The 26,224-nt window shown below is 73.5% G+C and carries 22 protein-coding genes; 14 read left to right on the top strand and 8 right to left on the bottom strand.

Annotated features, from left to right (window positions below; all coding sequences use genetic code 11):
• Positions 1-27 precede the first annotated feature (27 nt).
• Entirely contained in the window at positions 28-1,212 is a 1,185-nt protein-coding gene (locus tag ACQF4J_RS11725; protein ID WP_427165578.1) for a cytochrome P450 family protein, read from the top strand.
• Between the two features lie 52 nt (positions 1,213-1,264).
• Here ACQF4J_RS11725 and ACQF4J_RS11720 read toward each other — a convergent pair whose 3' ends face one another.
• Positions 1,265-2,287 (bottom strand): Gfo/Idh/MocA family protein, encoded by a 1,023-nt coding sequence (locus ACQF4J_RS11720; RefSeq protein ID WP_351567307.1) that lies wholly within the window; start codon positions 2,285-2,287, stop codon positions 1,265-1,267.
• 129 nt (positions 2,288-2,416) lie between these two features.
• Here ACQF4J_RS11720 and ACQF4J_RS11715 point away from each other — a divergent pair, with 129 nt between their 5' ends.
• The 5 genes from ACQF4J_RS11715 to ACQF4J_RS11695 all read left to right on the top strand — a co-directional run bounded on the left by ACQF4J_RS11715 (position 2,417) and on the right by ACQF4J_RS11695 (position 10,032).
• A complete protein-coding gene (locus tag ACQF4J_RS11715) occupies positions 2,417-3,154 on the top strand; it encodes a GntR family transcriptional regulator (protein WP_351567682.1) in 738 nt (245 codons plus the stop codon).
• A 171-nt stretch (positions 3,155-3,325) separates the two neighbouring features.
• Positions 3,326-4,474 carry an ROK family glucokinase gene (locus ACQF4J_RS11710; protein ID WP_142147448.1) on the top strand — a complete coding sequence of 383 codons (1,149 nt, stop codon included), beginning with the start codon at positions 3,326-3,328 and terminating at the stop codon, positions 4,472-4,474.
• Positions 4,471-5,052 carry a sugar kinase gene (locus ACQF4J_RS11705; RefSeq protein ID WP_351803231.1) on the top strand — a complete coding sequence of 194 codons (582 nt, stop codon included), beginning with the start codon at positions 4,471-4,473 and terminating at the stop codon, positions 5,050-5,052. The genes ACQF4J_RS11710 and ACQF4J_RS11705 overlap by 4 nt, the downstream gene beginning before the upstream one ends.
• Positions 5,053-5,152: 100 nt before the next feature.
• Positions 5,153-7,978, top strand: coding sequence for an SNF2-related protein (locus ACQF4J_RS11700; RefSeq protein ID WP_427165577.1), 2,826 nt, complete (start codon positions 5,153-5,155; stop codon positions 7,976-7,978).
• Positions 7,975-10,032, top strand: coding sequence for an SWIM zinc finger family protein (locus tag ACQF4J_RS11695; RefSeq protein WP_351567316.1), 2,058 nt, complete (start codon positions 7,975-7,977; stop codon positions 10,030-10,032). Before ACQF4J_RS11700 ends, ACQF4J_RS11695 begins: the two co-directional genes overlap by 4 nt.
• 26 nt (positions 10,033-10,058) lie before the next feature.
• Here the strand turns inward: ACQF4J_RS11695 and ACQF4J_RS11690 are convergent, their stop codons facing one another.
• Positions 10,059-10,388 (bottom strand): cupin domain-containing protein, encoded by a 330-nt coding sequence (locus ACQF4J_RS11690; protein WP_351803225.1) that lies wholly within the window; start codon positions 10,386-10,388, stop codon positions 10,059-10,061.
• A gap of 438 nt (positions 10,389-10,826) precedes the next feature.
• Between ACQF4J_RS11690 and ACQF4J_RS11685 the strand changes: the two genes are divergently transcribed.
• Genes ACQF4J_RS11685 through ACQF4J_RS11675 form a run of 3 tightly spaced genes read left to right on the top strand, consistent with a single transcriptional unit; the run spans position 10,827 to position 13,713 of the window.
• Positions 10,827-11,171, top strand: a complete 345-nt coding sequence (locus ACQF4J_RS11685; RefSeq protein ID WP_351567321.1) for a FeoA family protein — start codon at positions 10,827-10,829, stop codon at positions 11,169-11,171.
• Complete coding sequence (gene feoB / locus ACQF4J_RS11680) at positions 11,168-13,120, top strand: ferrous iron transporter B (protein ID WP_351803223.1); 1,953 nt, start codon at positions 11,168-11,170, stop codon at positions 13,118-13,120. The genes ACQF4J_RS11685 and feoB overlap by 4 nt, the downstream gene beginning before the upstream one ends.
• Positions 13,121-13,128: 8 nt before the next feature.
• Positions 13,129-13,713, top strand: a complete 585-nt coding sequence (locus tag ACQF4J_RS11675) for a NifU family protein (protein ID WP_351803221.1) — start codon at positions 13,129-13,131, stop codon at positions 13,711-13,713.
• Here ACQF4J_RS11675 and ACQF4J_RS11670 read toward each other — a convergent pair.
• From ACQF4J_RS11670 to ACQF4J_RS11650, 5 genes are read right to left on the bottom strand one after another with little or no spacing between them, the layout of a single operon-like run.
• The gene (locus ACQF4J_RS11670; protein WP_351567330.1) at positions 13,676-14,311 is read right to left on the bottom strand and encodes a vitamin K epoxide reductase family protein; all 636 of its coding nucleotides are present in this window, start codon (positions 14,309-14,311) and stop codon (positions 13,676-13,678) included. The two genes, ACQF4J_RS11675 and ACQF4J_RS11670, sit on opposite strands and share 38 nt — an antisense overlap.
• Complete coding sequence (gene narI, locus ACQF4J_RS11665) at positions 14,308-15,090, bottom strand: respiratory nitrate reductase subunit gamma (RefSeq protein ID WP_351803217.1); 783 nt, start codon at positions 15,088-15,090, stop codon at positions 14,308-14,310. The genes ACQF4J_RS11670 and narI overlap by 4 nt, the downstream gene beginning before the upstream one ends.
• A complete protein-coding gene (gene narJ, locus ACQF4J_RS11660) occupies positions 15,087-15,878 on the bottom strand; it encodes a nitrate reductase molybdenum cofactor assembly chaperone (RefSeq protein ID WP_351567342.1) in 792 nt (263 codons plus the stop codon). The genes narI and narJ overlap by 4 nt, the downstream gene beginning before the upstream one ends.
• The gene (narH, locus tag ACQF4J_RS11655) at positions 15,875-17,422 is read right to left on the bottom strand and encodes a nitrate reductase subunit beta (protein ID WP_351803214.1); all 1,548 of its coding nucleotides are present in this window, start codon (positions 17,420-17,422) and stop codon (positions 15,875-15,877) included. The genes narJ and narH overlap by 4 nt, the downstream gene beginning before the upstream one ends.
• A gap of 1 nt (position 17,423) precedes the next feature.
• Complete coding sequence (locus ACQF4J_RS11650; RefSeq protein WP_351567344.1) at positions 17,424-21,119, bottom strand: nitrate reductase subunit alpha; 3,696 nt, start codon at positions 21,117-21,119, stop codon at positions 17,424-17,426.
• A gap of 320 nt (positions 21,120-21,439) precedes the next feature.
• On the opposite strand from ACQF4J_RS11650, the gene ACQF4J_RS11645 reads away from it, so the two are divergent.
• From ACQF4J_RS11645 to ACQF4J_RS11630, 4 genes are all read left to right on the top strand, one after another.
• Positions 21,440-22,021: a hemerythrin domain-containing protein gene (locus tag ACQF4J_RS11645; protein ID WP_427165576.1), complete on the top strand. Its 582-nt coding sequence runs from the start codon at positions 21,440-21,442 to the stop codon at positions 22,019-22,021.
• On the top strand, positions 22,018-22,512 hold the full coding sequence (locus ACQF4J_RS11640; RefSeq protein WP_351567347.1) for a hypothetical protein: 495 nt from the start codon (positions 22,018-22,020) through the stop codon (positions 22,510-22,512). The genes ACQF4J_RS11645 and ACQF4J_RS11640 overlap by 4 nt, the downstream gene beginning before the upstream one ends.
• Before the next feature lie 274 nt (positions 22,513-22,786).
• Complete coding sequence (locus ACQF4J_RS11635) at positions 22,787-24,052, top strand: TIGR04053 family radical SAM/SPASM domain-containing protein (RefSeq protein WP_351567350.1); 1,266 nt, start codon at positions 22,787-22,789, stop codon at positions 24,050-24,052.
• 16 nt (positions 24,053-24,068) lie between these two features.
• On the top strand, positions 24,069-25,046 hold the full coding sequence (locus tag ACQF4J_RS11630; protein ID WP_427168581.1) for an Acg family FMN-binding oxidoreductase: 978 nt from the start codon (positions 24,069-24,071) through the stop codon (positions 25,044-25,046).
• A 24-nt stretch (positions 25,047-25,070) separates the two neighbouring features.
• On the opposite strand, the gene ACQF4J_RS11625 is transcribed toward ACQF4J_RS11630, so the two are convergent.
• A complete protein-coding gene (locus tag ACQF4J_RS11625) occupies positions 25,071-25,535 on the bottom strand; it encodes a pyridoxamine 5'-phosphate oxidase family protein (RefSeq protein WP_351567356.1) in 465 nt (154 codons plus the stop codon).
• Between the two features lie 185 nt (positions 25,536-25,720).
• On the opposite strand from ACQF4J_RS11625, the gene ACQF4J_RS11620 reads away from it, so the two are divergent.
• On the top strand, positions 25,721-26,197 hold the full coding sequence (locus ACQF4J_RS11620; RefSeq protein ID WP_427165575.1) for a hemerythrin domain-containing protein: 477 nt from the start codon (positions 25,721-25,723) through the stop codon (positions 26,195-26,197).
• Positions 26,198-26,224 lie beyond the last annotated feature (27 nt).

The following is a 26,224-nucleotide window of genomic DNA, read 5'->3' as shown; positions in this document are numbered from 1 at the left end:
GGGTGGGGGAGGGCAGGTTCGAGTCACATGGCGGAACTGATCGACCTGGGGGAGTTCGGCGACGGCTTCCGCACCGACCCGCATCCGGTGTACGCGCGACTGCGCGAGCGCGGGCCGGTGCACCGGGTGCGGCTGCCGGCTGTCGACGCCCACCACGAGACCTGGCTCGTCGTCGGTTACGAGGAGGCCCGCGCGGCGCTCGGCGACCCGCGCCTGGTCAAGGACGGCAGCAGGATCGGCACGGAGTTCCTGGACGAGGAGCTCATCGGCAAGCACCTGCTGGTGACCGACCCGCCCCAGCACACCCGGCTGCGCTCCCTGGTCTCCCGCGCTTTCACCGCGCGCCGCGTGGCGCAACTGCGGCCGCGGATCCGGCAGATCACGGACGAACTGCTCGACGCGATGCTGCCGCACGGCCGGGCCGACCTGGTGGACTCCTTCGCGTACCCGCTGCCGATCACGGTGATCTGCGAGCTGCTGGGTGTGCCGGAGATGGACCGCGGGGAGTTCCGCCGCATGTCCACGGAGGCGGTGGCGCCGAGCAGTCCGGAGACCGAGTACGACGCCTTCGCGCGGCTCGCCGCCTACCTCACCGAGCTGATCGAGGACAAGCGGTGCGCGGGCCCGACCGGCGACCTGCTGAGCGACCTGGTCCGCACCACGGCCGAGGACGGCGACCGGCTCTCCCCGGGAGAACTGCGCGGCATGGCCTTCGTCCTGCTGATCGCGGGCCACGAGACGACGGTCAACCTGATCAGCGGCGCCGTCCACACCCTGCTCACCCACCCCGACCAACTCGCCGCCCTGCGCGCCGACATGAGCCTCGTCGACGCGGCGGTGGAGGAGACCCTGCGCTACGAGGGCCCGGTGGAGAACGCCACGTTCCGGTTCGCCGCGGAGACCCTGGAGATCGCCGGGACGAAGATCGTGCGGGGTGACGCCGTGATGATCGGCCTGAGCGCCGCCGACCGCGACGCCTCGCGCTATCCCGCCCCGGACCGCTTCGACCTCCACCGCGACACCCGCGGCCATCTGGCCTTCGGCCACGGCATCCACTACTGCCTGGGCGCCCCGCTGGCCCGCCTGGAAGCCGGTACGGCGATCCGGACCCTGCTGGAGCGGGCTCCCGGTCTCGCCTCCGACGGCCCGCCCGGCGACTGGCTGCCGGGCATGCTGATGCGGGGGGTGCGCAGCCTTCCCGTGCGCTGGTAGCCGCAGCCCGTGCCGGGCCGGGCCCTCGTGGCGCCGGCCCGCGCCGGGCCGTTCAGCGGAACGCCGACTCCACCCGCCCCGGGATCTCCGCGAGCGCCACCGGTCTGCGCTCCCGCCGGGAGATCTCGCAGGCCTCGGCGATCCTGAGGGCCTGGAGGGCCTCGCGGCCGTCGCACGGGTTCGCCCGCTGCCCGAGCACGACCTCGACGAACGCGCCCAGCTCGGTCTCGTAGGCGGGCCCGAAGCGCTCCAGGAACCCCGACCACGGCTTGTCCGCGGCCGGCGGTCCGGTCGGCTCCGTCGACGCGATCGGCGTACGGTCGTCCAGGCCGACGACGATCTGGTCGAGCTCCCCGGCCAGCTCCATGCGCACGTCGTACCCGGCGCCGTTCAGCCGCGTCGCCGTGACCGTCGCGAGCGTGCCGTCGTCCAGGGTCAGCAGCGCCGCGCCCGTGTCGACGTCGCCCGCCTCCCGGAACATGGGCGGCCCGGCGTCCGACGCGGCCGCGTACACGTCGAGGACCTCGCGCCCGGTCACCCAGCGCAGCATGTCGAAGTCGTGGATCAGGGTGTCCCGGTACAGCCCGCCGGACAGCGGCAGCCACGAGGGCGGGGGAGGGGCCTGGTCGGACGTCAGAGCGCGGACCGTGTGCAGCCGCCCGAGCCGGCCCGAGCGCACCGCGTCCCGGGCGCCCGCGTACCCGGTGTCGAAGCGGCGCTGGAACCCCATCTGCAGAATCGTCCCGGCGGTTTCGACCTCGGAGATCGCGTTGAGCGTGCCCGGCAGATCCAGGGCGATGGGCTTCTCGCAGAACACCGGGAGCCCCGAGCGTGCTGCCCGACCGATCAGTTCGGCGTGGGCGGCCGTCGAGGCGGTGATCACCACGGCGTCGACGCCCCATTTGAAGATCTCGTCCACTCCCGGCGCCGCCGTCTCGCCCAGGCGGAGCGCGAGCTCCTGGGCACGCGCGGGATCCGCGTCCGTGAGGATCAGGGATCCGACCTCACGATTGCGGCTCAGCGTGTTCGCATGAATGGCGCCGATCCGCCCCGTACCGATGACCCCGATGCGCATGAAAACAAAGTGGGGGTTTGGTGGCCACGCTGTCAATGTGTATGTCCGGACAATCGAACTACACAACTTCCCGTCAACAACGTGTGGAGCTACGCTCGGCCCGTGCCGAAACCTGAAGTGGACCCGACCGTGTCGCTCGAGCTCAGCGTGGACCGGAGCTCTCCCGTCCCGCTGTACTTCCAGCTGTCGCAGCAGCTCGAGGCGGCGATCGAGCACGGAGCGCTCACGCCCGGCAGCCTGTTGGGCAACGAGATCGAGCTGGCGGCCCGGCTCGGCCTGTCCCGCCCCACCGTCCGCCAGGCCATCCAGTCCCTCGTCGACAAGGGCCTCCTGGTGCGCCGCCGCGGCGTCGGCACCCAGGTCGTGCACAGCCAGGTCAAACGCCCGCTGGAACTCTCCAGCCTCTACGACGACCTGGAGGCGGCCGGCCAGCGCCCCGCGACGAAGGTGCTGGTCAACGCCGTCGTCCCGGCGACCGCCGAGGTCGCCGCGGCCCTGGGGGTCGCCGAGGACAGCGAGGTCCACCAGGTGGAACGGCTGCGTCTGGCGCACGGCGAGCCGATGGCGTACCTGTGCAACTTCATCCCGCCGGGCCTGCTCGACCTGGACACGGCGCAGCTGGAGGCCACGGGCCTCTACCGGATGATGCGGGCCGTCGGCATCACCCTGCACAGCGCCCGGCAGACCATCGGCGCCCGCGCGGCCACCCTGGTGGAGGCCGAGCGCCTCGCGGAGCAGGAGGGCGCCCCGCTGCTGACGATGCAGCGCGTCACGTTCGACGACACGGGCAGGGCGGTCGAGTACGGCACGCACACGTACCGGCCGAGCCGCTACTCCTTCGAGTTCCAGCTGCTCGTGCGGGGCTGAGGACGGGCGGTCGGGCGGGCCGTTGTCATAAAGTCACGACAATGGCACGTCGGGCGGGCCCCGAGAACCGTGTGACCAGCCCCGTCGAACCGCCGACGGGCGCACATCACACACCTCCGGTTGCTCCCCCGCTCGGCACCCAGCGTGAGCGTGCGGCACAATCGGGCCTTGATGAGCACCTACGGCAACTTCACGGCCCCCATAGGCTCCCGGCGCGCCCCGGCCCTGCGCACGGTCGGCACGCGAGAGCGCCGCTCGCACCTGACCGCACCCCGCGTGCCGACGGTCGGCATCGACATCGGGGGCACCAAGGTCATGGCAGGCGTCGTCGACGCCGACGGCAACATCCTGGAGAAGCTCCGCACGGAGACCCCGGACAAGTCCAAGAGCCCCAAGGTCGTCGAGGACACCATCGTCGAACTGGTCCTGGACCTGTCCGACCGCCACGACGTGCACGCCGTCGGCATCGGCGCGGCCGGCTGGGTCGACGCCGACCGCAACCGCGTCCTGTTCGCCCCCCACCTCTCCTGGCGCAACGAGCCCCTGCGCGACCGCCTCGCCGGCCGTCTCGCCGTGCCCGTCCTGGTCGACAACGACGCCAACTCCGCCGCCTGGGCCGAGTGGCGCTTCGGCGCCGGCCGCGGCGAGGACCATCTGGTCATGATCACGCTCGGCACCGGCATCGGCGGCGCGATCCTGGAGGACGGCCAGGTCAAGCGCGGCAAGTACGGAGTGGCGGGCGAGTTCGGGCACATGCAGGTGGTCCCCGGAGGACACCGCTGCCCGTGCGGCAACCGCGGCTGCTGGGAGCAGTACAGCTCCGGCAACGCCCTGGTCCGCGAGGCCAAGGAGCTGGCCGCCGCCGACTCGCCGGTGGCGTACGGGATCATCGAGCATGTCAAGGGGCAGATCGGCGACATCACCGGCCCGATGATCACCGAGCTGGCCCGCGAGGGCGACGCGATGTGCATCGAGCTGCTCCAGGACATCGGCCAGTGGCTCGGCGTCGGCATCGCCAACCTCGCCGCGGCCCTCGACCCCTCCTGCTTCGTCATCGGCGGCGGCGTCTCCGCGGCCGACGACCTGCTCATCGCCCCCGCCCGCGACGCCTTCAAGCGCCAGCTCACCGGCCGCGGCTACCGCCCCGAGGCCCGTATCGTGCGCGCCCAGCTCGGCCCGGAGGCCGGCATGGTGGGCGCCGCCGACCTGGCCCGGCTCGTCGCCCGCCGCTTCCGCCGCGCCAACCGGCGCCGGGTCGAGCGCTACGAGCGGTACGCCCGGTACACCGAGGGCCGCCGCTCCACCCGGGACACCGCATGACGGCATCGCTGCCGCGTCAGGCGGCGCCCCCGGACGAGCCCCGGCAGCCCTCCGAGGACCGCCGCCACATGATCCGCCGCCGGGCGATCACCCTGATCATCATCGTGCTGCTCATCGGCGTCCCGGCCGGCTACCTGGTGATCTCCGCGAACCAGAGCCGCAACAGCGGCAAGGACAAGGAGGCCAAGTACTCGGCGACCGGCCTCACCAGGGGCTGGCCGTCGAAGGTCCAGCGCCGCATCTACCAGGTGCCGATGCCGCACCCCTCCGGCAAGGTCGCCTACTACGAGACGAACAACTGGAAGACCAGCCGGCTCTACGTCCAGTTCCAGACCCCGGTCCGCAACCTCGACGTCTTCCTCCACGACATGGGCGTCAGCCGTGCCGACCTCAAGCGCGACGACATCACCATCAGCGCGCGCGACCAGAAGATCACCGGCTGGCGGTTCACCCGCCCCGGCCCCTGGTACGGCCTGGTCCACAAGCAGAAGGACCCGGCGCCCACCCAGGACGTCGTCGTGAACATGTCCGACGCGAACAACCCGTTCTTCTACGTCGTCTCCCGCACGGTTCCCTAGCCCGACGGCCCCGGCCGGGCCGTCGGGGCCGATTGTCAGACCCCGCCCGTAGAGTCGAAGACGTCTGATCCGACACACGGGCCGGGAGGTGACAGGTCGTATGGGCGACACGGCTGTGGTGGCCGAACACGCGGGAGCGCGGGTCCCCGTCCGACTCGCGGCCGTCTTCCTGCCCGCGCCCCTGCCCAGGGACGGCCGGATCGCCTTCTGGGACCCCGACGGCGACCCGCTGCCCGCCGAGGACACCGAGCTCACGGTCGTACGACCGCACGGAGCGTCCGGCGTACGGCGCAGGACCGCCCCCGCGCTGACCCTTCCCGTCGGCGAGGCCCTGCCCCTCCTGGTCCGCGCCCGCCGCGACCCGGCCGCCCACCCCGCCACCGCCTGTTGGGGAGCGGCCGCACTGCACGCGCTGCGGCTCGTCGCCCGCGGCCGTCTGCTGCCCGGCCTGACGGCCACCGGCCACGACGCCTGGCGGGCCGGCCCCCTGGACCCGGACGACATCGCGCACCTCAGGGCGGTCGCCGCCGCCCTGCCCCACGAGGGCCACGCGGTCCCGCTGCCCGGCCCCGGGCCGCTGCTGCTGCCCGAGCCGGAGGCGCTGATGCGCGCCTTCCTGGACGCCGTCGCCGACACCCTGCCCCGCACTCCGGCCGCCCCGCACGCCTGCGGCAGGCCGTTCGCGGACCGCCGCCCGCAGCGCCTGCCCGACGCCCACGGCTGGGCCGCGGAGGTCGCCGCCGGCATGGACGCGGGCGTGCGCGTCTCCCTCCGCCTGGACCTGTCCGCCTACGAGCTGTTCGACGGCGAGGAGTCGGTGCGCACGGCGGGCGCCGCGATCGTCCAGGTGCACAGCCTCGCCGACCCCACCCTCGTCGTCGACGCGGCGGCCCTGTGGGCGGGCGAGGCGGACGCCGCGTTCGGCCCGCGCGCACGCGTGGACGCCGCCCTCGCCGTACGGCGCGCGGCCCGCATCTGGCCGCCCCTGGACCGGCTCGCCGAACAGGACGTGCCCGACGTCCTCGCCCTGCACGACGAGGAGCTGAGCGACCTGCTCGGCGTCGCGGCGACCCGCCTCGCGGCGGCGGGCGTCGCCGTGCACTGGCCCCGGGACCTGGCCCAGGACCTCTCCGCCGCCGCGGTGGTACGCCCCGCCCCGGGCTCGGCGACCGACGGCACGGGCTTCTTCGAGAGCGAGGAACTCCTGCAGTTCCGATGGCAGTTGGCGCTCGGCGGCGATCCGCTCACCGAGGCCGAGATGGACACCCTCGCCGAGGCGCACCGCCCGGTCGTCCGCCTCCGGGACCGCTGGGTGCTGGTCGACCCTGCCCTGGTCCGCAGGGCCCGCAAGCGGGAGCTCGGCCTGCTCGACCCGGTCGACGCGCTGTCCGTCGCACTCACCGGCAGCGCGGAGGTCGACGGCGAGACGGTCGAGGCGGTCCCGGTCGGCGCGCTGGCCGCCCTGCGCGACCGCCTCACCACCGGGGTGCGGCCCGCCGCACCCCCGGCCGGCCTGCACGCCACCCTGCGCGACTACCAACTGCGCGGCCTGGCCTGGCTGGACCTCATGACCTCCCTCGGCCTCGGCGGCTGCCTCGCCGACGACATGGGGCTCGGCAAGACGATCACGGTCATCGCGCTGCACCTCGAGCGCGCCCACCGCGAGCCGACCCTGGTCGTCTGCCCGGCCTCCCTGCTCGGCAACTGGCAGCGGGAGATCACCCGCTTCGCGCCCGGCGTCCCCGTCCGCCGCTTCCACGGCCCCGACCGCAGCCTGGAGGACCTCTCCGGCGGCTTCGTCCTCACCACCTACGGCACCATGCGGACCGCGGCACCACGGCTCGCCGAGCAGCGCTGGGGCATGGTCGTCGCGGACGAGGCACAGCACGTGAAGAACCCGTACTCCGCGACGGCGAAGGCACTGCGCACCATCCCCTCCCCGGCACGCGTCGCCCTCACCGGCACACCCGTCGAGAACAACCTCTCCGAGCTCTGGGCCCTCCTCGACTGGACCACGCCCGGACTCCTGGGCCCCCTGAAGTCCTTCCGCGCCCGGCACGCGCGCGCGGTGGAGAACGGCGAGGACGCGGAGGCGGTCGAGCGGCTCGCCCGCCTGGTCCGCCCCTTCCTGCTCCGCCGCAAGAAGTCCGACCCGGGCATCGTCCCCGAGCTGCCGCCCAAGACGGAGACGGACCACCCGGTACCGCTCACCCGCGAACAGGCCGCGCTGTACGAGGCGGTGGTCCGCGAGTCGATGCTGGCCATCGAGACGTCGGAGGGCATCGCGCGCAGGGGCCTGGTGCTGAAGCTGCTCGGCGCCCTGAAGCAGATCTGCGACCACCCCGCCCTGTACCTGAAGGAGGAGACGGCCGCGGTGTCCGACGGCCGCCTGCTCGCCCGCTCCGGCAAACTCGCCCTCCTGGACGAGCTGTTGGACACGCTGCTCGCCGAGGACGGCTCGGCGCTCGTCTTCACGCAGTACGTCGGCATGGCCCGGCTGATCACCGCCCACCTCGCCGCCCGCGCGGTCCCGGTGGACCTGCTGCACGGCGGCACGCCCGTCCCCGAGCGGGAACGCATGGTGGACCGCTTCCAGAACGGCGCGACCCCGGTGCTGGTGCTGTCCCTGAAGGCGGCGGGCACCGGCCTGAACCTCACCCGCGCCGGGCATGTCGTCCACTTCGACCGCTGGTGGAACCCGGCCGTGGAGGAGCAGGCCACCGACCGTGCCTACCGCATCGGCCAGACCCAGCCGGTGCAGGTCCACCGCCTCATCACGGAGGGCACGGTCGAGGACCGCATCGCCGAGATGCTGGAGGCCAAGCGCGCCCTGGCCGACGCCATCCTCGGCTCCGGCGAGTCGGCGCTGACCGAACTGACCGACCGTGAACTCTCCGACCTCGTGTCCCTCAGGAGGCCGTCATGACCCCGAGCCCGGCGGACGAGGCCCGCCGCGCCCTGCGGGAGGCACGGGAGCGACGGCTCCGGGACGAGGAGGAGGCCGCCGGGACCGGAACACGGATGCCGCCGCCGGACGGGCCCGCCTCGGCGCAAGGGGCAACGACCGTCGCGGATACGGGAGATGGGGCCGTACCCGGTCAGGCCGTCGAGGAGGTGTCCGAGGGGCCTCGGCATGCCGAGGTGCGACCCGGTGACGCCGCCCGTGCGGCCCTGCGACGGGCCCTCGCCGCGGATGGATCGCCCGAGGGGGAGGAGGGCGATGCCTCGGAGGCGGGAGGAGCGGAGCCGTCGAGCACATCGCCTGGTGGTCGGTCGGGCCGGGGCGCCGACGCCGCGCGGGAGGCGTTGCGGGCAGCCCGCAGCCGGGCGGCCCGCAACGAGGAGGTCGGTGAGCGGGCGGGCGGCAGGCCCGCGTGGGGGCCGCGTCGAGCCGAGCGGACAGCCGAGACGGCGCGCGGAGGTGCGGCCGGGCGGGCTCCCGGGGGTGAGGCGACGCGGGGAGTCGCGGCCGGGCGGGCGCCGGGTGGTCAGGCGCGTGCCGTGCGGGAGTTGCTGGCCGGAGCGTTCCGCATGCCTTCCGACGAGGACCCGCAGGAAGACGGGACCGACCTCGACGACCCCACCGTCGGGGGAGGTTCGGCCGAGGCGGACGCTCGGCCTGCGGCCCCCGTGGTGCCCGGCCCGGACGCGGTGTCTTCCGGCGGCCTCGGCTCCGGCGGTCCCGCTTCCGCCGAGCCGTCACCTCCGGCGTCCCTCTCGATGGCCGCCCCGTCGCGCGACGGGGAGTTGCGGCGCACGTTCCCCGCGCTGCCGCCCCCGGCCTCCGGGGCGTTCGCGCGGACCTGGTGGGGGAACGCGTGGGTCACGGCCCTGGAGGAAGGCGCGCTGGACGCCAAGAGGCTCGCCCGGGGCCGGAGTTATGCCGAGCAGGGGCACGTGGACGCCATCACCGTCACGCCGGGGCTGGTGCTCGCGTACGTCCAGGGCAGCCGCCCGCGCCCGTACCGGGTGCAGGTACGGCTGCGCACGCTGGAGGACGCCGACTGGCAGCGTTTCCTGGACGCCGCCGTCGAGCGGACCGGACACATCGCCGCGCTGCTCGACAAGGAGCTGCCGCATTCGCTGGCCGACTGCGGGGTGCCGTTGCTGCCGGGGCCGCGCGACCTCGACCCGCACTGCAGCTGCCCCGACCGCGGCCACCCCTGCAAGCACGCCGCCGCCCTGTGCTACCAGACGGCCCGGCTGCTCGACGCCGACCCCTTCGTGCTGCTCCTGCTGCGCGGCCGCGGTGAGCGCGAACTGCTCGACGCCCTCTCCCGGCTGAACGCGGCCCGGGCGGCCCGCGCCGCCCAGGAGCGGGAACCGGCGCAACTGCCCGGTGTCCGCGCCGCCGAGGCCGTCCTGGCCGCCGGTCGACTCCCGCCCCTGCCGCCGCCGCTGCCCGCGCTCCCGCACCCCGGGCAGCCCCCCGTCTACCCGGCGGCGCCGGGCGGCCCCGACCCCTTCGCGCTGGACCAGCTGGCGACCGACGCCGCGGCCCGCGCGCACGCCCTGCTCAGCACCGGCCGCGATCCCGTGGCCGAGCTGACGCTGTGGCAGGACGCGGTCCGTGTCGCCGCCGCCCGCCCGGGTTCCGGCCTCACCGCGGCCACCCGGTCCCTGTACGCCTCGTTGGCCTCCGCGTCCGGCCGTACCCCGGCCGAGCTCGCACGGGCCGTCGCCGCCTGGCGGCAGGGCGGTCCGGAAGGGCTCGCCGTCCTGGAGGAGCCCTGGGACCCGCCGGCCGGCCGCTTCGACCGTGCCCGCCCCCTGCTCCTCGCCGCGGACCTCCCGGCCTTCCGACCCTGGCACAACCACCTCACCCACCCCCGGGGCCACGTCCAGCTCCGCCTCGGCCGCGACGGCCTGTGGTACGCCTACGAGTCCGAACCGGGCCACGACGACTGGTGGCCCCGTGGCACACCCGACCTGGACCCGGTCGGAGCACTCACCGGCCTGGGCGCACCGAACGACCTCTGAACACGTTCGGCGTCCACCCTCGCGCGTCAGGCCTTGGCCACGGTGAGCAGGACGACGGCGTCCTCGACCGCCGTCAGGCTGTGGCGGGCGTCGGGAATGGTGATGAGGTCGCCGGACCTGCCGTCCCAGAACGTGTCGCCGCTGCTGAGGCGGACCCGGCCGCGCAGGACCAGCAGCGTGGCCTCGCCGGGGCTCTCGTGCTCGGCCAGCTCGGTGCCGGCGGTCAGGGCGAGAACGGTCTGGCGGAGGACGTGTTCGTGGCCCCCGTACACGGTGGTGGCACTGCGGCCGGTGGTGGCGGCCGTGGCGCGTTCGAGGTGTTCGCGGGCGAGTGCGTCCAGTGACAGTTTCCGCATGGTGACCAGTGTCCGCGCAGGGAGGGGCGGCGGCCAGCGGGGGACACGGTCGGCGGCGGCCCCGCACGGGACCAACAGCCCCTGCCGGTAGGGCTGTTCGGCACGTGTGCCGCCCGCGGAGGTCGGCGATGCTTCTTCCCGGAACCGGACGGCAGGAGCCGCCGAAGGTCGCTGTCACCCGTGCGCCGAGCGTTCTCCATACCTGAAGGCCGCGGAGGGGAGCGGCGGCCTGCCGTCCCGGTCACGGCCGGCCGCCTCCCGTGCCGGGGAGGCGGCCGGACCATGTGCTCGCCCCCGGGGGTCGGGCAAGGCCCGCTGGTCCTGGTCCAAAGGACCGAAGGACCCGTGTTCCAGGGCCGGGAGACCGACACCACCGCTCGACAAGTGAGGTTAGCTTTGCCTCACCAACGCTCCCGGCGCGATGTGGTGGAGACGCACATGAGGGCAGTCGACCAGACCGACGACACCGACGAGATCGGCCGGATCGGCCAAACCGACGAGGACGCGGGCGGCGGCCGCGGGAACGCCGTCGCGGCGGCCGCGCCGCGCTCCCTGGCGGATCTGGACCCCGGTGCGCGGGCGGCGGTGACCGAGGTCGTCGCCGACGGAGCCCCCGCGGTCGTCCGGCGTCTGCACGACCTCGGCTTCGCGCCCGGCGCGGTGGTGGAGGTCGTACGCCGTGCTCCGTTGCGCGATCCGGTGCTGTACCGGGTCAAGGACTACGAGGTGTGCCTGCGCCGGACCGAGGCGGCGTGCGTGCGCGTCACCGAGGCGGAGCGGTGAGCGCCGGCTGCCACGACGCCGACGGCGGCCGGCCGGTCCTGACCGGAACTCCCCGGATCGCCCTGGTCGGTGCCCCCAACTCGGGCAAGACCAGCGTCTTCAACGGGCTGACGGGCCTGCGCGCCAAGACCGGCAACTACCCCGGCGTGACGGTCTCCCGTTTCGTCGGGACGTCCCGGTCGGGCCGGCACCGCCACGTGGTGGAGGATCTGCCGGGCACCTACAGCCTGGAGCCGATCAGCCCCGACGAGCAGATCACCGTCGACGTCCTGGACGGCCGGTCGGCGGGCACGGAGCGCCCCGACGCGCTGCTGGTCGTCGTGGACGCCACCACGCTGCGCCGCTCCCTTGGACTCGTCGCCCAGGTCCTGGCCCGCCGGCTGCCCGCCTGCGTGGTGGTGACCTTCACCGACGAACTGGCCCGTCGGCAGGGCCTGTTGGACGTCGACGCCCTCGCGCAGGCGCTCGGTGTGCCGGTGCTGCCCGTCGTCGGCCACCGCGGCCGGGGCATCGAGCGGCTGCGCGAACTGCTCACCACCTGGCGCGCCTGGCCGACGCCGGCCGTGCCGCCGCCCACCGACGCGGGCGAGCGGGAGGCCTGGACGGAATCGGTCCTGGCCTACGCCGGCTACCGGCCCCCCGAACGCCACCTGGTCACCCGGCGCGTGGACGCCGTGCTCCTGCACCCGGTGTGGGGGACCGTGGTGTTCTTCGCGGTGATGGCGCTGTTCTTCCAGACCGTCTTCACCCTGGCCGCCCCCGTCCAGAACTGGATCGAGGCGCTGTTCGCATGGCTGTCGGGCCGGGTGCACGCCCACGTCGGCAATCCATGGCTGTCCGGACTCCTGGGCGACGCCCTGATCGGCGGTGTGGGCGGCGTCGTGGTCTTCCTGCCGCAGATCGTGCTGCTGTTCCTGCTCCTGGCCCTGCTGGAGGGCGTGGGCTACATGGCGCGGGCGGCGTTCCTGATGGACCGGGTGATGTCCCGCTTCGGTCTGGAGGGCCGCGCGTTCGTGGCGCTGCTGTCGTCGTTCGCCTGTGCCGTCCCCGGCATCATGGCGACCCGCACCCTGCCCTCGGCCAGGGACCGCCTGGCCACGATGATGGCGGCCCCGCTGATGACCTGCTCGGCGCGGCTCCCGGTGTACGTCCTGCTCATCGGCCTGCTGGTCGACCCCGCCACCCGGGTCGGCCCGTTCGGCGCGCAGGGCCTGGTCATGTTCGGCCTGTACCTGCTGGGCGCCGTCTCCGCGATGCTCGCCGCCTGGGCGTTCAAGAGGATCGGCGACCGCGGCGGCCCGGCCGTGCCGTTCTTCATGGAGATGCCGCCCTACCGGCTGCCCGCGCCGCGCGCGGTGCTGGTGGCGATGTGGTCCTCCGCGCGGGCCTTCCTGCGCAAGTGCTCGACCGTCATCGTCGCCACCAGCGTCCTGCTGTGGCTGCTGCTGAACCTGCCCCTGCACACGGACGCGCAGTTGCGCGCGGCCGGCGTGGACACCACTGACGCCGTTGCGGTGTCCGCGTACACCGTCGACCACAGTTACGCCGCCGGCCTGGGCCGCCTGGTCTCCCCGGTCTTCGACCCGCTGGGCTTCGACTGGCGCATCAACGTCGGCGTACTGTCCGCCCAGGCCGCCCGCGAGACCTTCGTCGCCACCCTGGGGCAGGTCGCCGCCGCCGAGGACCCCGAACAGCCGCAGCAGGCGCTGCGGAACATGACCCGCACCGGCGAATCCCGCGCCGGGGAACCGGTGTTCACGGCGCCGACCGTCGCCGCCCTGCTGGTCTACTTCGTCTACGCGCTGCAGTGCATGGCCACCGTCGCCGTCCTGCGCCGCGAGACCGGCACCTGGCGGTGGCCTGCGATCGCCCTCGGCTATCTGACCGTCCTGGCCTGGCTGATGGCCTACTTGGCCCGCACGGTCACCGTCCTGCTGGGGGGCGGGTGAGCCGCGCCATGGTCCCCCTGCACCCCCAGCCGACGGCCGGCCGGCCCGACCTGCTGCGCTGGATCGTCCCGGCCGGGACCCTCACCGGCACCGGCCCGCTCGCCCGGGTACCGGCGGCGCTGGCCGCGCTGCTCACGGACGGCACCCTCGCCGGGGTCCGTCTGGAGGCCGCGGCGGTCGTCACCCGTCTCGGGCCCGGCCGCACCTGGGCCGAGGACGGCCCCCGGGTGCGCACCGCCCTGCACACGGCTCTCGAGGACCCCGCCGGATGGATCGTGGAGACGGGCGCGGACCCCCGAGACGAGGACGCCGTGCTGTACGGCGTGGTCGTCGACGTACTGGCCGGGGAGACGGGCGACTTCGTCCGTTCCCACGGCGGCGGCATCGACCTCGTCGGCGTGCGCGACGGCGTCGTCACCGTCTCCCTCCGCGGCGCCTGCCACGGCTGCCCCGCCTCCTGGCTCACCCTGCACCAGCGGCTGGAGCGCCGGATACGGCAGCGCCATCCCGCGCTGCGGGAGGTCCGCGACAGCGCCGCGCCGTCCGGCGGGCCGCTCAGAGCAGGCCGCTCCAGTAGGACCAGAAACGGGTGAGGACCAGCATCACGATCACCCCGTACCAGCCGGCGAGCAGCAGCCCGTGGGTGTCCCGCAGGACCGTGACCACACCGCGTGGCGCGCGCAGGATTTGGCGTTCCAGGCAGTGCAGGGTCAGGTACCAGAACAGGGCGATGGTGACCACCCAGACGGCGGCGCAGTAGGGGCAGAGCTTGTTCAGCTCGTACAGGGACTGGCCCATCAGCCAGTGGACGAAGACCACCCCCGCCAGCGCCCCGGCGTCCAGCGCCAGCCACAGCCGGGGGTGCAGGCGGGCCCCGGCCAGCACGGCGACGCCCAGAGCGGTCACGGCGGCGAAGGCGCCCAGTCCGAGCAGCATGTTGGGAAACCCGAACAGACTGCCCTGGGCGCTGGACATGACGCTGCCGCAGCTCACCACGGGACTGATGTTGCACGGCGGCCGGTAGGAAGGGTTCTTCAGCAGCCGCCAGTCGTCCACCGTGAGCTGGAAGGAGGCGAACCAGCCGACGATCCCGGCCAGGAGCATGACCAGTCCGGTACGGCGTCCGGCGCCCACCGCGCGCGTACGCGGGGCGGGCGCCGTGTCCGGGGCGGGCGCGAGGTCGCTGCTCATGCCGCGCGGCGCGAGCCGGAGGAGGACTCCGTACGGACGGCCGACGCCGGTGCCGGGGGTGTGCCGGCGCGCCGTCGGTAGACCAGGTAGGGCCGGACCAGGTAGCCGACCGGTGCGCTCCACACGTGCACGAGCCGGGTGAACGGCCAGGCGGCGAAGAGCAGGCAGGCGCTCAGGGCGTGCAGCTGGAACAGCAGCGGCGCCCCGGAGATCGCCTCGGGCTGCGGGTGGAGGGTGAAGACGCCGCGGAACCAGACGGAGACGGTCTCCCGGTAGTCGTAGCCGCCGCCGAGGACGTTGTGCACGGCGGTGGCGCTGAAGCCCAGCAGGACCGTGAGGGAGAGCAGGGGGAAGAGCAGCTTGTCGCTGCGGTCGGTGGTGAGGCGGATCCGGCGGGCGAGCAGCCGGCGGGCGCACAGCATGCCCAGGCCCGTGACCATGGCGACCCCGGCGACCGAACCGAGGGCGACGGCCGTGGTGTGGTAGGCGTGTTCGCCGATGCCGGCCGCCTCGGTCCAGGAGGCGGGGACGGCGAGACCGACGACGTGACCGGCGATCACGGCGAAGGCGCCGAGGTGGAACAGCGGGCTGCCCCAGCGCAGCCAGCGGTGCTCGAGGAGCTGACTGGTGCGCGAGGTCCAGCCGAACTGGTCCTGGCGGTAGCGCCAGACGTGCCCCACCACGAACACGGCGAGGCAGATGTAGGGGAACGCGGTCCACAGCAGCAGATCGGTGCTGCTCGCCGCGGCGCCGGCCGACAGGGGGAGCGGGGCGTTCATCGGAGGCCTTCCGTGCGGCTGGTCGGGGCTTGCGGTACCCGGGTCGGCGGGGCGGGCGGCGGCGGCACGAACGTGCCCGGAGGCGCGAACTCGCCGTCTCCGTAGGTGCCGTAGGGGTCGAGTCCGACGTCCTCGTTGGGCGGGCCCTCGGCGACGAGCCGGGCGACCGCGGCACGGTCGGCCTCGGTGGGCGGGGGCAGCAGGGTGAGCAGCGAGGCCAGGACGTGCCGGTAGGGCGAGTCGGCGTCGGTCAGCGCCCGGTGGATCAGCTCCAGCCCGCGGCGGTGCTGGCGCAGCGGCGCCTCACCGCCGCCCGGGCCCGCCAGGGCGGCGAACTCCAGGACGACCGGGAGGTGGTCGGGCAGTTCGCCGCCGTCCGTGTCCCAACCGGCGGCGCGGTAGCGCTGGTTCAGGGTGAGCAGGGCCATGCCGCGGCGCCGGGTGTCGCCGTGCAGGTAGTAGGTGAGGTAGAGGCTGCTCTTGCGGCGCAGGTCGAACATCTCGACGTAGTGCCGTTGCAGTGCCTCGGGCTCCTGCGCGGCGAACCAGTCGGTGAACCCTGCCAGGTGCTCCGCCGCCGGGGTGTCCGGCAGGGCCGCCACCACGGTCGCCAACTCCCGCCGGGAGTCGGTCAGTTCGTCGTCCGGGTACTGCAGCAGCAGTGACACCAGCCGCAGGGTCAGCGCCCGGCCGGCGGTCTCCTCGGGCGTGAGCCGGGACGGGCGGCGCACGGCGGCCCGGACGCGGGTGCGCACGAGTGCGGGAATGGTCGTCGGCAGGGGGCTCATGCTCGTCCTCCGTCGGATCCGCGGCGCAGGGTGGGGATGCCGAGCATCACCTTGCGGGGCTGGGGGTCGCCGGTGGTCTCCACCGGGCAGCGGTTCTCCATGGCGCTCAGCGCGGCCGCGTCCTCCTTGTGGGCGGCCGGCACGACGTAGCGGTCGGCGTACTTGGCGACGGCGAGCAGCCGGTGCAGGTCCTCGGCCTCGCCCGCGGTGAGCCCGACGGCCGCCAGCGCCTTCTCGTCGGCCTGCTCACCGAGGGTGCGCGAGCGCATGTGGGAGCGGAGCGCGGTGAGTTTCATCAGCACGCCGGCCACCACGTCGGTGTCGCCGGCGGTGAACAGCTCCGCCAGGTACTCCAGTGGGATGCGCAGCCGGGTGACGGCGGCGAAGACGTGGTCGGGGTCGTCCTGGTCGCCGCCCGCACCGGTGACGGCGTCCAGCACCGGGGACAGCGGCGGCACGTACCAGACCATGGGCAGGGTGCGGTACTCCGGGTGCAGCGGCAGCGCGACCCGGTAGCGGCAGACCAGGTCGTACACGGGGGAGCGGCGGGCGGCCGCCAGCCAGTCCTCCGGAATGCCCGACTCCCGTGCGGCGGCGACGACTTCGGGGTCGTTCGGGTCGAGGAAGACCCCGCGCTGGGCGTCCAGCAGGTCCTGTTCGTCGGCGGTGGCCGCGGCCTCGCCGACGCGGTCGGCGTCGTAGAGGAGAAGTCCGAGGTAGCGCAGCCGGCCGACGCAGGTCTCCGAGCAGACGGTGGGCTGGCCGGCCTCGATGCGGGGGAAGCAGAACGTGCACTTCTCGGCCTTGCCGGTGGCGTGGTTGACGTACACCTTCTTGTACGGGCACGCCGTCACGCACATCCGCCAGCCCCGGCAGCGGTCCTGGTCGACCAGGACGATGCCGTCCTCGGTCCGCTTGTACATCGCGCCCGACGGGCAGGCGGAGACGCAGGCGGGGTTGAGGCAGTGCTCGCACAGGCGGGGCAGGTGGAAGAGGAAGGTCTGCTCGAACTCGAACTTCACCTTCTGCGCCCACTCGCCGGAGAGGTTGGGGTCGCCGCCGGCGTGCTCGGGTGCGCCGCCCAGGCCGTCCTCCCAGTTGGCGCCCCAGGTGATGGCGGTGGGCCGGCCCGTCAGCACGGAGCGGGGGCGGGCGACCGGGATGTCCTGCCCGGCCGGGGCGCCGACGAGGTTGTCGTAGTCGTAGGTGACCGGCTCGTAGTAGTCCTCGATGGACGGCAGGTCGGGGTTGGCGAACAGCGACAGCAGCCGCTTGACCCGGCCGCCGGAGCGCAGGACCAGCCGGCCCCGCTTGTCGAGCATCCAGCCGCCCTTCCACCGCTGCTGGTCCTCGTAGCGGCGCGGGTAGCCGACTCCGGGCTTGGTCTCGACGTTGTTGAACCAGGCGTACTCGACGCCGGTGCGGTTGCTCCACGTCTGTTTGCAGGTGACCGAACAGGTGTGGCAGCCGATGCACTTGTCGAGGTTCATCACCATCGCCACTTGTGCCATTACCCGGCCGATAGTGACTCCGTCACGGGGCATGTCAGTACTCCACGTCCTGCGAGCGACGGCGGATGACCGTGACCTCGTCGCGCTGGTTTCCGGTCGGGCCGTAGTAGTTGAAGGCGTACGTGAACTGCGCGTAGCCGCCCGCGAGATGGGTGGGCTTGAGCAGCAGCCGGGTCAGGGAGTTGTGGATGCCGCCCCGCTTGCCGCTGACCTCGGTCTTCGGCACGTTCACGTTGCGGTCCTGGGCGTGGTACATGTACACCGTGCCCTCGGGCATGCGGTGGGTGACCACGGCGCGGGCGGCGACGACGCCGTTGCGGTTGTAGGCCTCGATCCACTCGTTGTCCCGCACGCCGATCTTCTCGGCGTCGGCGGTCGACATCCAGATCACGGGACCGCCGCGGGACAGGTCGAGCATGTACTTGTTGTCCTGGTAGTTGGAGTGGATGGACCACTTCGAGTGCGGCGTGAGATAACGCACCGTCACCTCCGCCCGGCCGTCGCGCAGCTGCTCGTCCCCGTAGTGCCGTGGCGTGTTCAAGGGCGGCCGGTAGACGGGCAGTTGCTCGCCGAGCTCGGTCATCCAGTCGTGGCTGACGAAGAAGTGCTGGCGGCCGGTGAGGGTGTGCCAGGGCTTGCGGTGCTCGGTGTTGATGACGAACGGCGAGTAGCGCCGCCCGCCGGTCTCCGAGCCGGACCACTCGTAGGAGGTGATGACCGCCCGGGGCTGGGTGCGGGTGTCGGCGAAGGTGATCCGCTCGGCCTCCCGCTCGGCGGACAGTTCGACCAGGCCCTCGCTGCCGGTCTGCTCCTGCAGCCGCCGGAAGCCCTCCGTGGCCAGCCGCCCGTTGGTGGTGCCGGACAGGGCGAGGATCGCCTCGCACATGTCGGTGGCGGTGGCCAGGGACGGGCGGCCGGCGGCCACGCCCTCGCGGACGGTGCCGTTGCGGTGGCGCAGGTCCTCGATCTCCCGGTCGGGGTGGACGGTGACGCCCTTGGTGGTCGTGCCGAGCGTGTCGAGGAGCGGGCCGACCGCCCGCATCTTCTGCGCCACGGCCGTGTAGTCGCGTTCGACGGTGACGAGCTTCGGCATGGTCCGGCCCGGAACCGGCTCGCACTCGCCGGCCTTCCAGTCCCGCACCACGCCGCCGGGCTGGGCGAGTTCGTCGGGGGTGTCGTGCTGCAGCGGCACCGCCATGACGTCGGTGCGCGTGCCCAGGTGCTCGACGGCCAGCTCGCTGAACCGGTCCGCGATCGTCAGGAAGGTGTCGTAGTCGGTGCGCGCCTGCCAGGGCGGAGCGATGGCCGGGGTGAAGGCGTGCACGAAGGGGTGCATGTCCGTCGACGACAGGTCGTCCTTCTCGTACCAGGTCGCGGCCGGCAGGACGACGTCGGCGAGCAGGCCGGTGGAGGTCATCCGGAAGTCCATCGCGACCAGCAGGTCGAGCTTGCCCTCCGGCGCCTCGTCGTGCCAGACCACCTCCTGCGGCCGGTGCTCCGGCGGCGTCTCGGCGGAGCGTACGGCGGCGTCCGTGCCCAGTAGATGGCGCAGGAAGTACTCGTTGCCCTTGCCGGAGGAGCCCAGCAGGTTGGCCCGCCACACCGTCAGCACGCGCGGGAAGTTGGCCGGGTCGTCCGGGTCCTCCACGGCGAACCTCAGCCGCCCCGACTTCAGTTCGTCGACGACGTGCTCGGCGACCGGCCGCCCCTGGGCCGCGGCCTCGTCGGCCAGGTCCAGCGGGTTGCGGTCGAACCCGGGGTGGCCCGGCGTCCAGCCCAGCCGCACCGCCTGCGCGAGGGTGTCGGCGAACCCCTTGCCCTTGAAGCGTCCCGTGCCCAGCGGCGAGGCCAACTCCTCGGGCCCGAAGGCCTCGTAGCGCCACTGGTCGGTGTTCAGGTACCAGTACGAGGTGCCCGCCATGTGCCGGGTGGGCCGCTGCCAGTCGAAGGCGAACGCCAGATGCTGCAGCCCCGTGACGGGACGGACCTTCTCCTGGCCGACGTAGTGGGCCCAGCCGCCGCCGTTGACGCCCTGGCAGCCGGTCATGGTCGTCAGCGCCAGGAATGCCCGGTAGATGGTGTCGGAGTGGAACCAGTGGTTGGTGCCGGCGCCCATCGCGATCATCGAACGGCCCTGGGTGCGCTCCGCGTTGCGGGCGAACTCCCGGGCGATGCGCGCGGCCTGCTCGGCCGGCACCGAGGTGACGGTCTCCTGCCAGGCCGGGGTGTACGGCTGCGAGGCGTCCTCGTAGGAGGCGGGCCAGCTGCCGGGCAGGCCGGGGCGGTGGACGCCGTACTGGGCGAGCATCAGGTCGAAGACGGTGGTCACCAGTCGGCCGCCGACCGTGCGGACCGGCACACCGCGCACCATCACCGAACCGCCCTCGGTGGGGCCCTCGTCGAAGCGCGGCAGGGCGATCCCGACCGTCTCCTCCGCCGACTCCATCAGGCTCAACTCGGGTATCACATCGCCGAGTTGCAGGTTCCAGCGGCCCCGCTCGGCCTCCCCCCAGCGGAAGCCGAGCGAGCCGTTGGGCACCACCGGTTCACCGGTGGCCGCGTCGAGGAGCACGGTCTTGGACTCCGCGTGCTCCGTGTCGTGCCCGAGGTCGGCAGCGGTCAGGAACCCGTCCGGGACCAGACCGTTCGCGCTCTCGCGCAGGGTCACCAGGAACGGCGCGTCCGTGAACGACCTCAAGTAGTCGCGGAAGTACGGCACTTCGCGGTCGACGAGGAACTCGCGCAGGATCACGTGCCCCATCGCCATGGCCAGCGCCCCGTCCGTGCCCGGGTGCGGGGCGAGCCACTCGTCGGCGTGCTTGACGTTGTCGGCGTAGTCCGGGCTCACCGCGACGACCTTGGTGCCGTTGTAACGGGTCTCGGTCAGGAAGTGCGCGTCGGGTGTGCGCGTGACGGGGATGTTGGAGCCCCACATGACCAGATAGCCGGCGTTCCACCAGTCGGCCGCCTCGGGCACGTCCGTCTGGTCGCCGAACACCTGCGGCGAGGCGATCGGCAGGTCGGCGTACCAGTCGTAGAACGACAGCAGCGTGCCGCCGATCAACGACATGAACCGGGCCCCCGCGGCGAACGACGCCATCGACATCGCCGGGATCGGGGAGAACCCGGCGACGCGGTCGGGCCCGTACTCCTTGACGGTGTGCACCTGCGCGGCGGCGACCAGCTCGGCCACCTCGTCCCAGTCGGCACGCACCAGGCCGCCCTTGCCGCGCGCCCGCTTGTACGCGCGGGCCTTCGCCGGGTCGGAGGTGATCTCCGCCCACGCGGCCACCGGGTCGCCCAGCCGCCGGCGGGCCTCGCGCCACAGCTTCAGCAGCGCGCCCCGCACATACGGGTAGCGCACCCGGCTGGGCGAGTACGTGTACCAGGAGAACGACGCGCCCCGGGGGCAGCCGCGCGGCTCGTACTCCGGGCAGTCCGCGCCGATCGACGGGTAGTCGGTGGCCTGGTGCTCCCAGGTGATGATGCCGTCCTTGACGTACACCATCCACGAGCAGGAGCCGGTGCAGTTCACGCCGTGCGTGGAGCGCACCACCTTGTCGTGCGCCCAGCGGTCCCGGTAGAAGCCCTCCCACTTGCCGTCGTTCTCACCGAACACGGCCCGGCCGTCGGCCGACACCTCACGCCGCGTCAGCAGCCGCCGGGCCGCGAGCGGCCAGCCCTGCTCGCCGCGCGGCCGATCCCGCCGAGCGTTTTGATCGTTCTCCATGGCTCGGAACGCTAGGTGGCGCGTCCCCTGGTGCGCCTGGGGCCGGCGGTCCTGTCCGGGCGGCCTTCCGGCCCATTCCGGGGGTGGCGACAGGGCCCAATGGTCCCCGGACAGGGGTCCGGTCGGCGGGCGAGGAGGGTGGCCCCGGCGTTGCATTCTGAGCACTGATCGAACCGCGGACGCCGAGGCGCGTTCACGACCGCGCGCCGTACTCGCCGGCGGCCGTCGGCACCCGCCCCGCGTCGGCGCGCATCCATTGGCCGCCGCCGCTGCCCGCACCGGCCGGCCACGCCGGCCGTCGACCCGTTGGAGACACCGTCATGAGCGCGCTCACCGTCGCGTCGGCCCCCGAGGACGCCATCGCTCTCGAGACCGCCGAGGCACACCAAGCCCGTACGGCGGTGGAACTGGCCGGCCGTGTGGCACTGCTGACCACCGCGGCCGCCACCGACCCGAGTGCGGCCGAGCGGGTCCGCGCCGGCCTCGTGGCCTTCTGCGACCGTGAGGTACTGCCGTACGCGGCGGCCGAGGAGGCCGTTCTCTACCCCACCGCGCGGACCATGCCCGACGCGCGGCTGCTGATCGTGAGCCTGGTGGCCGAACACCGCTGTCTCGCCGCGCTCGTGGACGCGCTGCGCGAGGCGACACCCGCGGACGCGGTGGCCGACGCCCGGGCGTTGCAGGTCCTGTTCGAGGAGCACACCGCCAAGGAGAACGGGCTGGTACTGCCCCTGCTGGCCATGGCCCCCGGCGTCTCCCTGGCCACCCTCCTCACCCGACTCCACGACCGCCTCCCGTCGGCCCGGGGCGCGGAACAGCACGCCCCGAGGCCCGGCGGATCCGGCTCGGCCACCCCCGTCACCCCTCACACCGCCCCGAGCACGAAGGAAGACCCGTCATGAAGGCTGCGCCCCGCCACACCGACACCCTGATCGGCCTGGTCGGCATCGCCCTGGCCGCCGCCGGGCCCGTCATGCTGCTGCGAGGCCGCAGCGGCCGCAAGGAGATACGAGCCGAACTCACCGCGCAGCGGATCACCTTCCCCAACCACGGACTCCCCGCCCACCTGGCCCGCTACACCGGGTGCCGGGTGGAGACCGGTCAGGAAGCCCATGCCTACGCCGATCTCATCAAGGACCATCTCGCCCACGCGACCGGCGGCCGGACCTACGCGGAGATCACCGACGAACTCCACGCCGGCGGAGGCGAGGACGAGAAGCTCACCCGGCTGCGGCAGACCGCCTTCATGGGCGAGACCCTGCGCGGCTCATTGCTGTCCGCCTGCCAGGCCTGGCACCTCACCACCCTCGTCATGGGCCTCGGCGCCCTGCTGACCGGCACGGGAGCGGCTCTCGTGACCACAGCCACCGCCCTGCGGACGCAACGGCGCTGACTCGACCGACCGTAGGTCAAGGGACCGTCGGCCCCCCGGAAGGGACTGGTCGGCCGCGGCGCCGTACCGCTCCGACTCCGCATGATGATCAGCGACCGACCCGGAGGTATCCCGTGCATCACCGCAACCCGCGCCTGTGCGGCCGTTTCCGTCGCCGTCCCTCGGCACAGGCGCCGCGCACGGTCCGAGCCGGTCACCGTCCGGCCGCCCGACTCGTCTGCCCTGACTCCAGGGCGGCCGGACACAGTCTCGGGGCACGGGGGAGGGCGGGCAGGTGAGCACCGCCGTACGAGCCGTGCGCCGCCAGCGGCACGACGCGGCGGAGCGCCCGTTCATCGTCATCTGGGAGTCCACCCGGGCCTGCCCGCTGGCCTGTCTGCACTGCCGGGCCGAGGCCGTGCCGCGCCGCGACCCCCGCGAACTGGACACCGCCGAGGCCAAGGACCTCCTGCGTCAGGTCGCCGAGTTCGGGCAGCCCGCACCGCTGTTCGTGATCACCGGCGGAGACCCTTTCCAGCGCCCCGACCTCACCGAACTCATCGCCCACGGCAGGCGGATCGGCGTCCGGGTCGCCGTCTCGCCGTCCGGCACGCCCACGCTCACCGAGGAGCGGCTGCGTGCCGTGCACGCCGCGGGCGCCTCCGGGCTCTCGCTCAGTCTGGACGGCTCCACCGCCGAGGTGCACGACACCTTCCGCGGGGTGCCCGGCGTCTACCGCTGGACCCTCGACGCCTGGGACACCGCCCGCTCCCTCGGCATGAAGGTGCAGATCAACACCACGGTCGCCCGGCACAACCTGCACGACCTCCCCGACATCGTCCGGCTGGTCGCCGAGCACGGGGCGATGCTGTGGAGCGCCTTCTTCCTGGTGCCCACCGGCCGCGGCCGCGACCTCGGCGCACTGACCCCGGCCGAGACCGAGGACGTGCTCAACTTCGTTCACGACGTGGGCCTGACCGTGCCCGCCAAGACCACCGAGGCCCACCACTTCCGCCGTGTCGCCCTGCAGCGCCGGATCCTCGCGGACCGCGGCGACGACCATGTCGCGGCGCTCGGCCTGGGACCGCTGTACCGCGAACTGCGCGATCGTGTCACCGAGTTGGGCCTGGACGGCGGAGTGCGCCGGGTGCGGCGCCCGCCGCTGGACGTCAACGCCGGCCGCGGCTTCGTCTTCGTCTCCCACACGGGCAGCGTGCACCCCAGCGGCTTCCTGCCGCTGAGCGCGGGAAACGTGCGCACCTCGCCGCTGACGTCGGTCTATCGCACCTCGCCGCTGTTCACCGGCCTTCGGGCACCCGACATGCTCCAAGGACGTTGCGGGGCCTGCGAGTTCCGCGAGGTCTGCGGCGGCTCCCGGTCACGGGCGTACGGCGTCACCGGCGACCCCTTCGCCGAGGAGCCCTGGTGCGGCTACCGGCCCGGTTCCTTCCCCCACCAGCGGGAGCTGGCCGCGCTGCTGTCCGGCGGAGCCGACGCGGAGCCGGCCCCCCGTGCCCGCCCGGCCGCCGGGGAGCACCGTAAGGACCGGGGAGCACCGTAAGGAGTGAGGACCCGTGCTGCACGCCCCAAGCCACGCCCTGGACTCGGCGACCGTGGAGTCGCTGCTCGCGGCGGCCGTTGCGGCCCCGTCGATCCACAACACCCAGCCGTGGCGCTTCCACGTGGACGCCCGCGACCGGCTGTTGGAGGTCCACGCGGTGCCGGAGCGGACGCTGCCGCTGACCGACCCCACCCATCGCGCCGGGCATCTGTCCGTGGGCGCCGCCGTCTTCAACCTCCGGCTCGCCGCCGTGCACCACGGACTGCGTCCCGAGGTGGCACTCCTGCCGGACCCGCGTGAACCGGGGCTGCTGGCCACCGTACGGCTGACCGGCCCGCTCGGCGCGGACGACCGGCTGCCGGACCACGGCCTGTACGCGGCCATCGCGCGCCGGCGCACCAGCCGGCTGCCGTTCACCGGGCGCCCGGTGCCCGACGCCGTCGTGGCGGAGATGGTGACGGCCGCGCACGCCGCCGGAGCGCGCCTGCACCTGCCGGACATCGCCGGGACGAGGCGGCTGCTGCGGCTGACCGCCGCGGCCGAGGCACGCAACCACGCCCACCCCGACCGCATCGCCGAGACCCGGACCTGGCTCAGGACACCGGGGTCGGACATCCCCTACGGCATCCCCGTCACCGCCCTCGGCCCGCCCGACGCGGCCGCCCGGATACCGATGCGGGACTTCACCGGCCACCTGCCCGGCCCCCGCCTGCCCGCCCTGGGGTTCGAACGCCATGTCCAGACGGCCCTGCTGTGGACGTCCCACGACCGCCGGGAGGACTGGCTGCGGGCGGGCCAGGCCCTGCAGTACGTGCTGCTCACGGCGACCGCGCGCGGCCTGCGCACCTCCCTGCTGCACCAGGCCATGGAATGGCCCGACCTGCGCAGGGCGGCGGCTCTGCCGCGGGCCGGCCGGTGCCACCCGCACATCCTGATCAGGCTCGGCTACGGACGGGACGGGGCCCGCACCCCGCGAAGCGATCCGCGGGGCTGACCCCCACCGGGGACGGCACGCCGTTCAGGCGCCGGTCCCCGCGGGGTGCGGCGCGCCGGCACCGTTCGGCGCCGCGTCGAGGACGCCGTCGAGCTCGCGCCCGGTGACCATCTCGGCCTCGATCCGGAGGAAGACCCCGTCCTGCGGGGGCATCCAGGAGATGGGGCCGATCCGGGACAGCCGCTCGTGTTCGGCGGGGTCGGTCACCACGTGGGCCCGTCCGGTGACGATCACGCTCCAGCCGGACCGGGTCACCGCGTCGAACTCGTCGGCCTCGAAGGCGACCACGACGCCGTCGACGGCCCGCACCAGGTCCGAGGCGGGCGACGTGTACATCAGGACGGCGTCGTCCGCGTCCAGGGAGAAGTTGATGGGCAGGACCGCGGGCAGCGCCTGACGGGTGTACACGACGCGCCCGACCGGCACCCTGGCCAGCAGGCGCAGACTCTCCTGCCGGTCGAGCACGCGGAAGCTGTCTGTCTGGAACATCAGTCCATCGTCGGTGGGCGTGTACGAACGGGATAGGGCCGACCGGCCCCAGTACGACGGGCGGGACGTCCGTCCTCGGCCGGGGACCGATGGCCCCTGCCGCCGACGGACCCGGGGACGCACAGTGGTGGACGGAGCGCCCTCGCGGCGCGGGCGTCCGGGCACGGGATCGAGGAGAGACACCGGTGTGCGAGTACTGCGGCTGCCAGTCCCTGGCGTCCATCGACGAGCTGACCCGTGAGCACGACGAGGTCGTCCGCCTGATCAGCCACCTCCGCGGCGCCCACCAGGACGCCGACGCGCCGCGGATGGCCCGGGTCGCCCGCGAGATCACCGCCGTGCTCGGCCCCCACACACGGGTCGAGGAGCACGGGCTGTTCCCCGCGATGGCCCCCGACTTCCCGGAGCAGATCGCCGCCCTGGAGGCCGAGCACCGCCACATCGAGTCGGTGCTCGCCGAGGCCGCCGGCGGTGTCACCCCCTCCGATCCGTCCTGGCCCGAGCGACTGATGGCCGCGATGGCCGTGCTGCGTGATCACATCCTGAAGGAGCAGGACGGGGTCTTCCCCGCCGCGCTCGCCACCCTGGGCACCGAGGAATGGGAAGCGGTCGAGAAGGTACGCGCCCGGGCGGGCGGCGTCCTGCCGGGGCCGACCGACTGACTCACGCCTGTTGACCTTCCCTGGGGC

The organism is Streptomyces sp. C1-1, assembly GCF_050214755.1.
Lineage (GTDB): Bacteria > Actinomycetota > Actinomycetes > Streptomycetales > Streptomycetaceae > Streptomyces.
This window is presented reverse-complemented; position numbering and strand designations above follow the sequence as displayed.

Excerpts from the sequence above, each read along its gene's own strand:
- narJ (WP_351567342.1), bottom strand. The coding sequence starts at position 15,878 with ATGAGCCCCCTGCCGACGACCATTCCCGCACTCGTGCGCACCCGCGTC.
- ACQF4J_RS11625 (WP_351567356.1), bottom strand. The coding sequence starts at position 25,535 with ATGTTCCAGACAGACAGCTTCCGCGTGCTCGACCGGCAGGAGAGTCTG.
- ACQF4J_RS11650 (WP_351567344.1), bottom strand. The coding sequence starts at position 21,119 with ATGGAGAACGATCAAAACGCTCGGCGGGATCGGCCGCGCGGCGAGCAG.
- ACQF4J_RS11645 (WP_427165576.1), top strand. The coding sequence starts at position 21,440 with ATGAGCGCGCTCACCGTCGCGTCGGCCCCCGAGGACGCCATCGCTCTC.
- ACQF4J_RS11695 (WP_351567316.1), top strand. The coding sequence starts at position 7,975 with ATGACCCCGAGCCCGGCGGACGAGGCCCGCCGCGCCCTGCGGGAGGCA.
- ACQF4J_RS11720 (WP_351567307.1), bottom strand. The coding sequence starts at position 2,287 with ATGCGCATCGGGGTCATCGGTACGGGGCGGATCGGCGCCATTCATGCG.
- ACQF4J_RS11705 (WP_351803231.1), top strand. The coding sequence starts at position 4,471 with ATGACGGCATCGCTGCCGCGTCAGGCGGCGCCCCCGGACGAGCCCCGG.
- narI (WP_351803217.1), bottom strand. The coding sequence starts at position 15,090 with ATGAACGCCCCGCTCCCCCTGTCGGCCGGCGCCGCGGCGAGCAGCACC.
- ACQF4J_RS11675 (WP_351803221.1), top strand. The coding sequence starts at position 13,129 with ATGGTCCCCCTGCACCCCCAGCCGACGGCCGGCCGGCCCGACCTGCTG.
- ACQF4J_RS11700 (WP_427165577.1), top strand. The coding sequence starts at position 5,153 with ATGGGCGACACGGCTGTGGTGGCCGAACACGCGGGAGCGCGGGTCCCC.
- narH (WP_351803214.1), bottom strand. The coding sequence starts at position 17,422 with ATGCCCCGTGACGGAGTCACTATCGGCCGGGTAATGGCACAAGTGGCG.
- ACQF4J_RS11725 (WP_427165578.1), top strand. The coding sequence starts at position 28 with ATGGCGGAACTGATCGACCTGGGGGAGTTCGGCGACGGCTTCCGCACC.
- ACQF4J_RS11690 (WP_351803225.1), bottom strand. The coding sequence starts at position 10,388 with ATGCGGAAACTGTCACTGGACGCACTCGCCCGCGAACACCTCGAACGC.
- ACQF4J_RS11640 (WP_351567347.1), top strand. The coding sequence starts at position 22,018 with ATGAAGGCTGCGCCCCGCCACACCGACACCCTGATCGGCCTGGTCGGC.
- ACQF4J_RS11710 (WP_142147448.1), top strand. The coding sequence starts at position 3,326 with ATGAGCACCTACGGCAACTTCACGGCCCCCATAGGCTCCCGGCGCGCC.
- ACQF4J_RS11670 (WP_351567330.1), bottom strand. The coding sequence starts at position 14,311 with ATGAGCAGCGACCTCGCGCCCGCCCCGGACACGGCGCCCGCCCCGCGT.
- ACQF4J_RS11685 (WP_351567321.1), top strand. The coding sequence starts at position 10,827 with ATGAGGGCAGTCGACCAGACCGACGACACCGACGAGATCGGCCGGATC.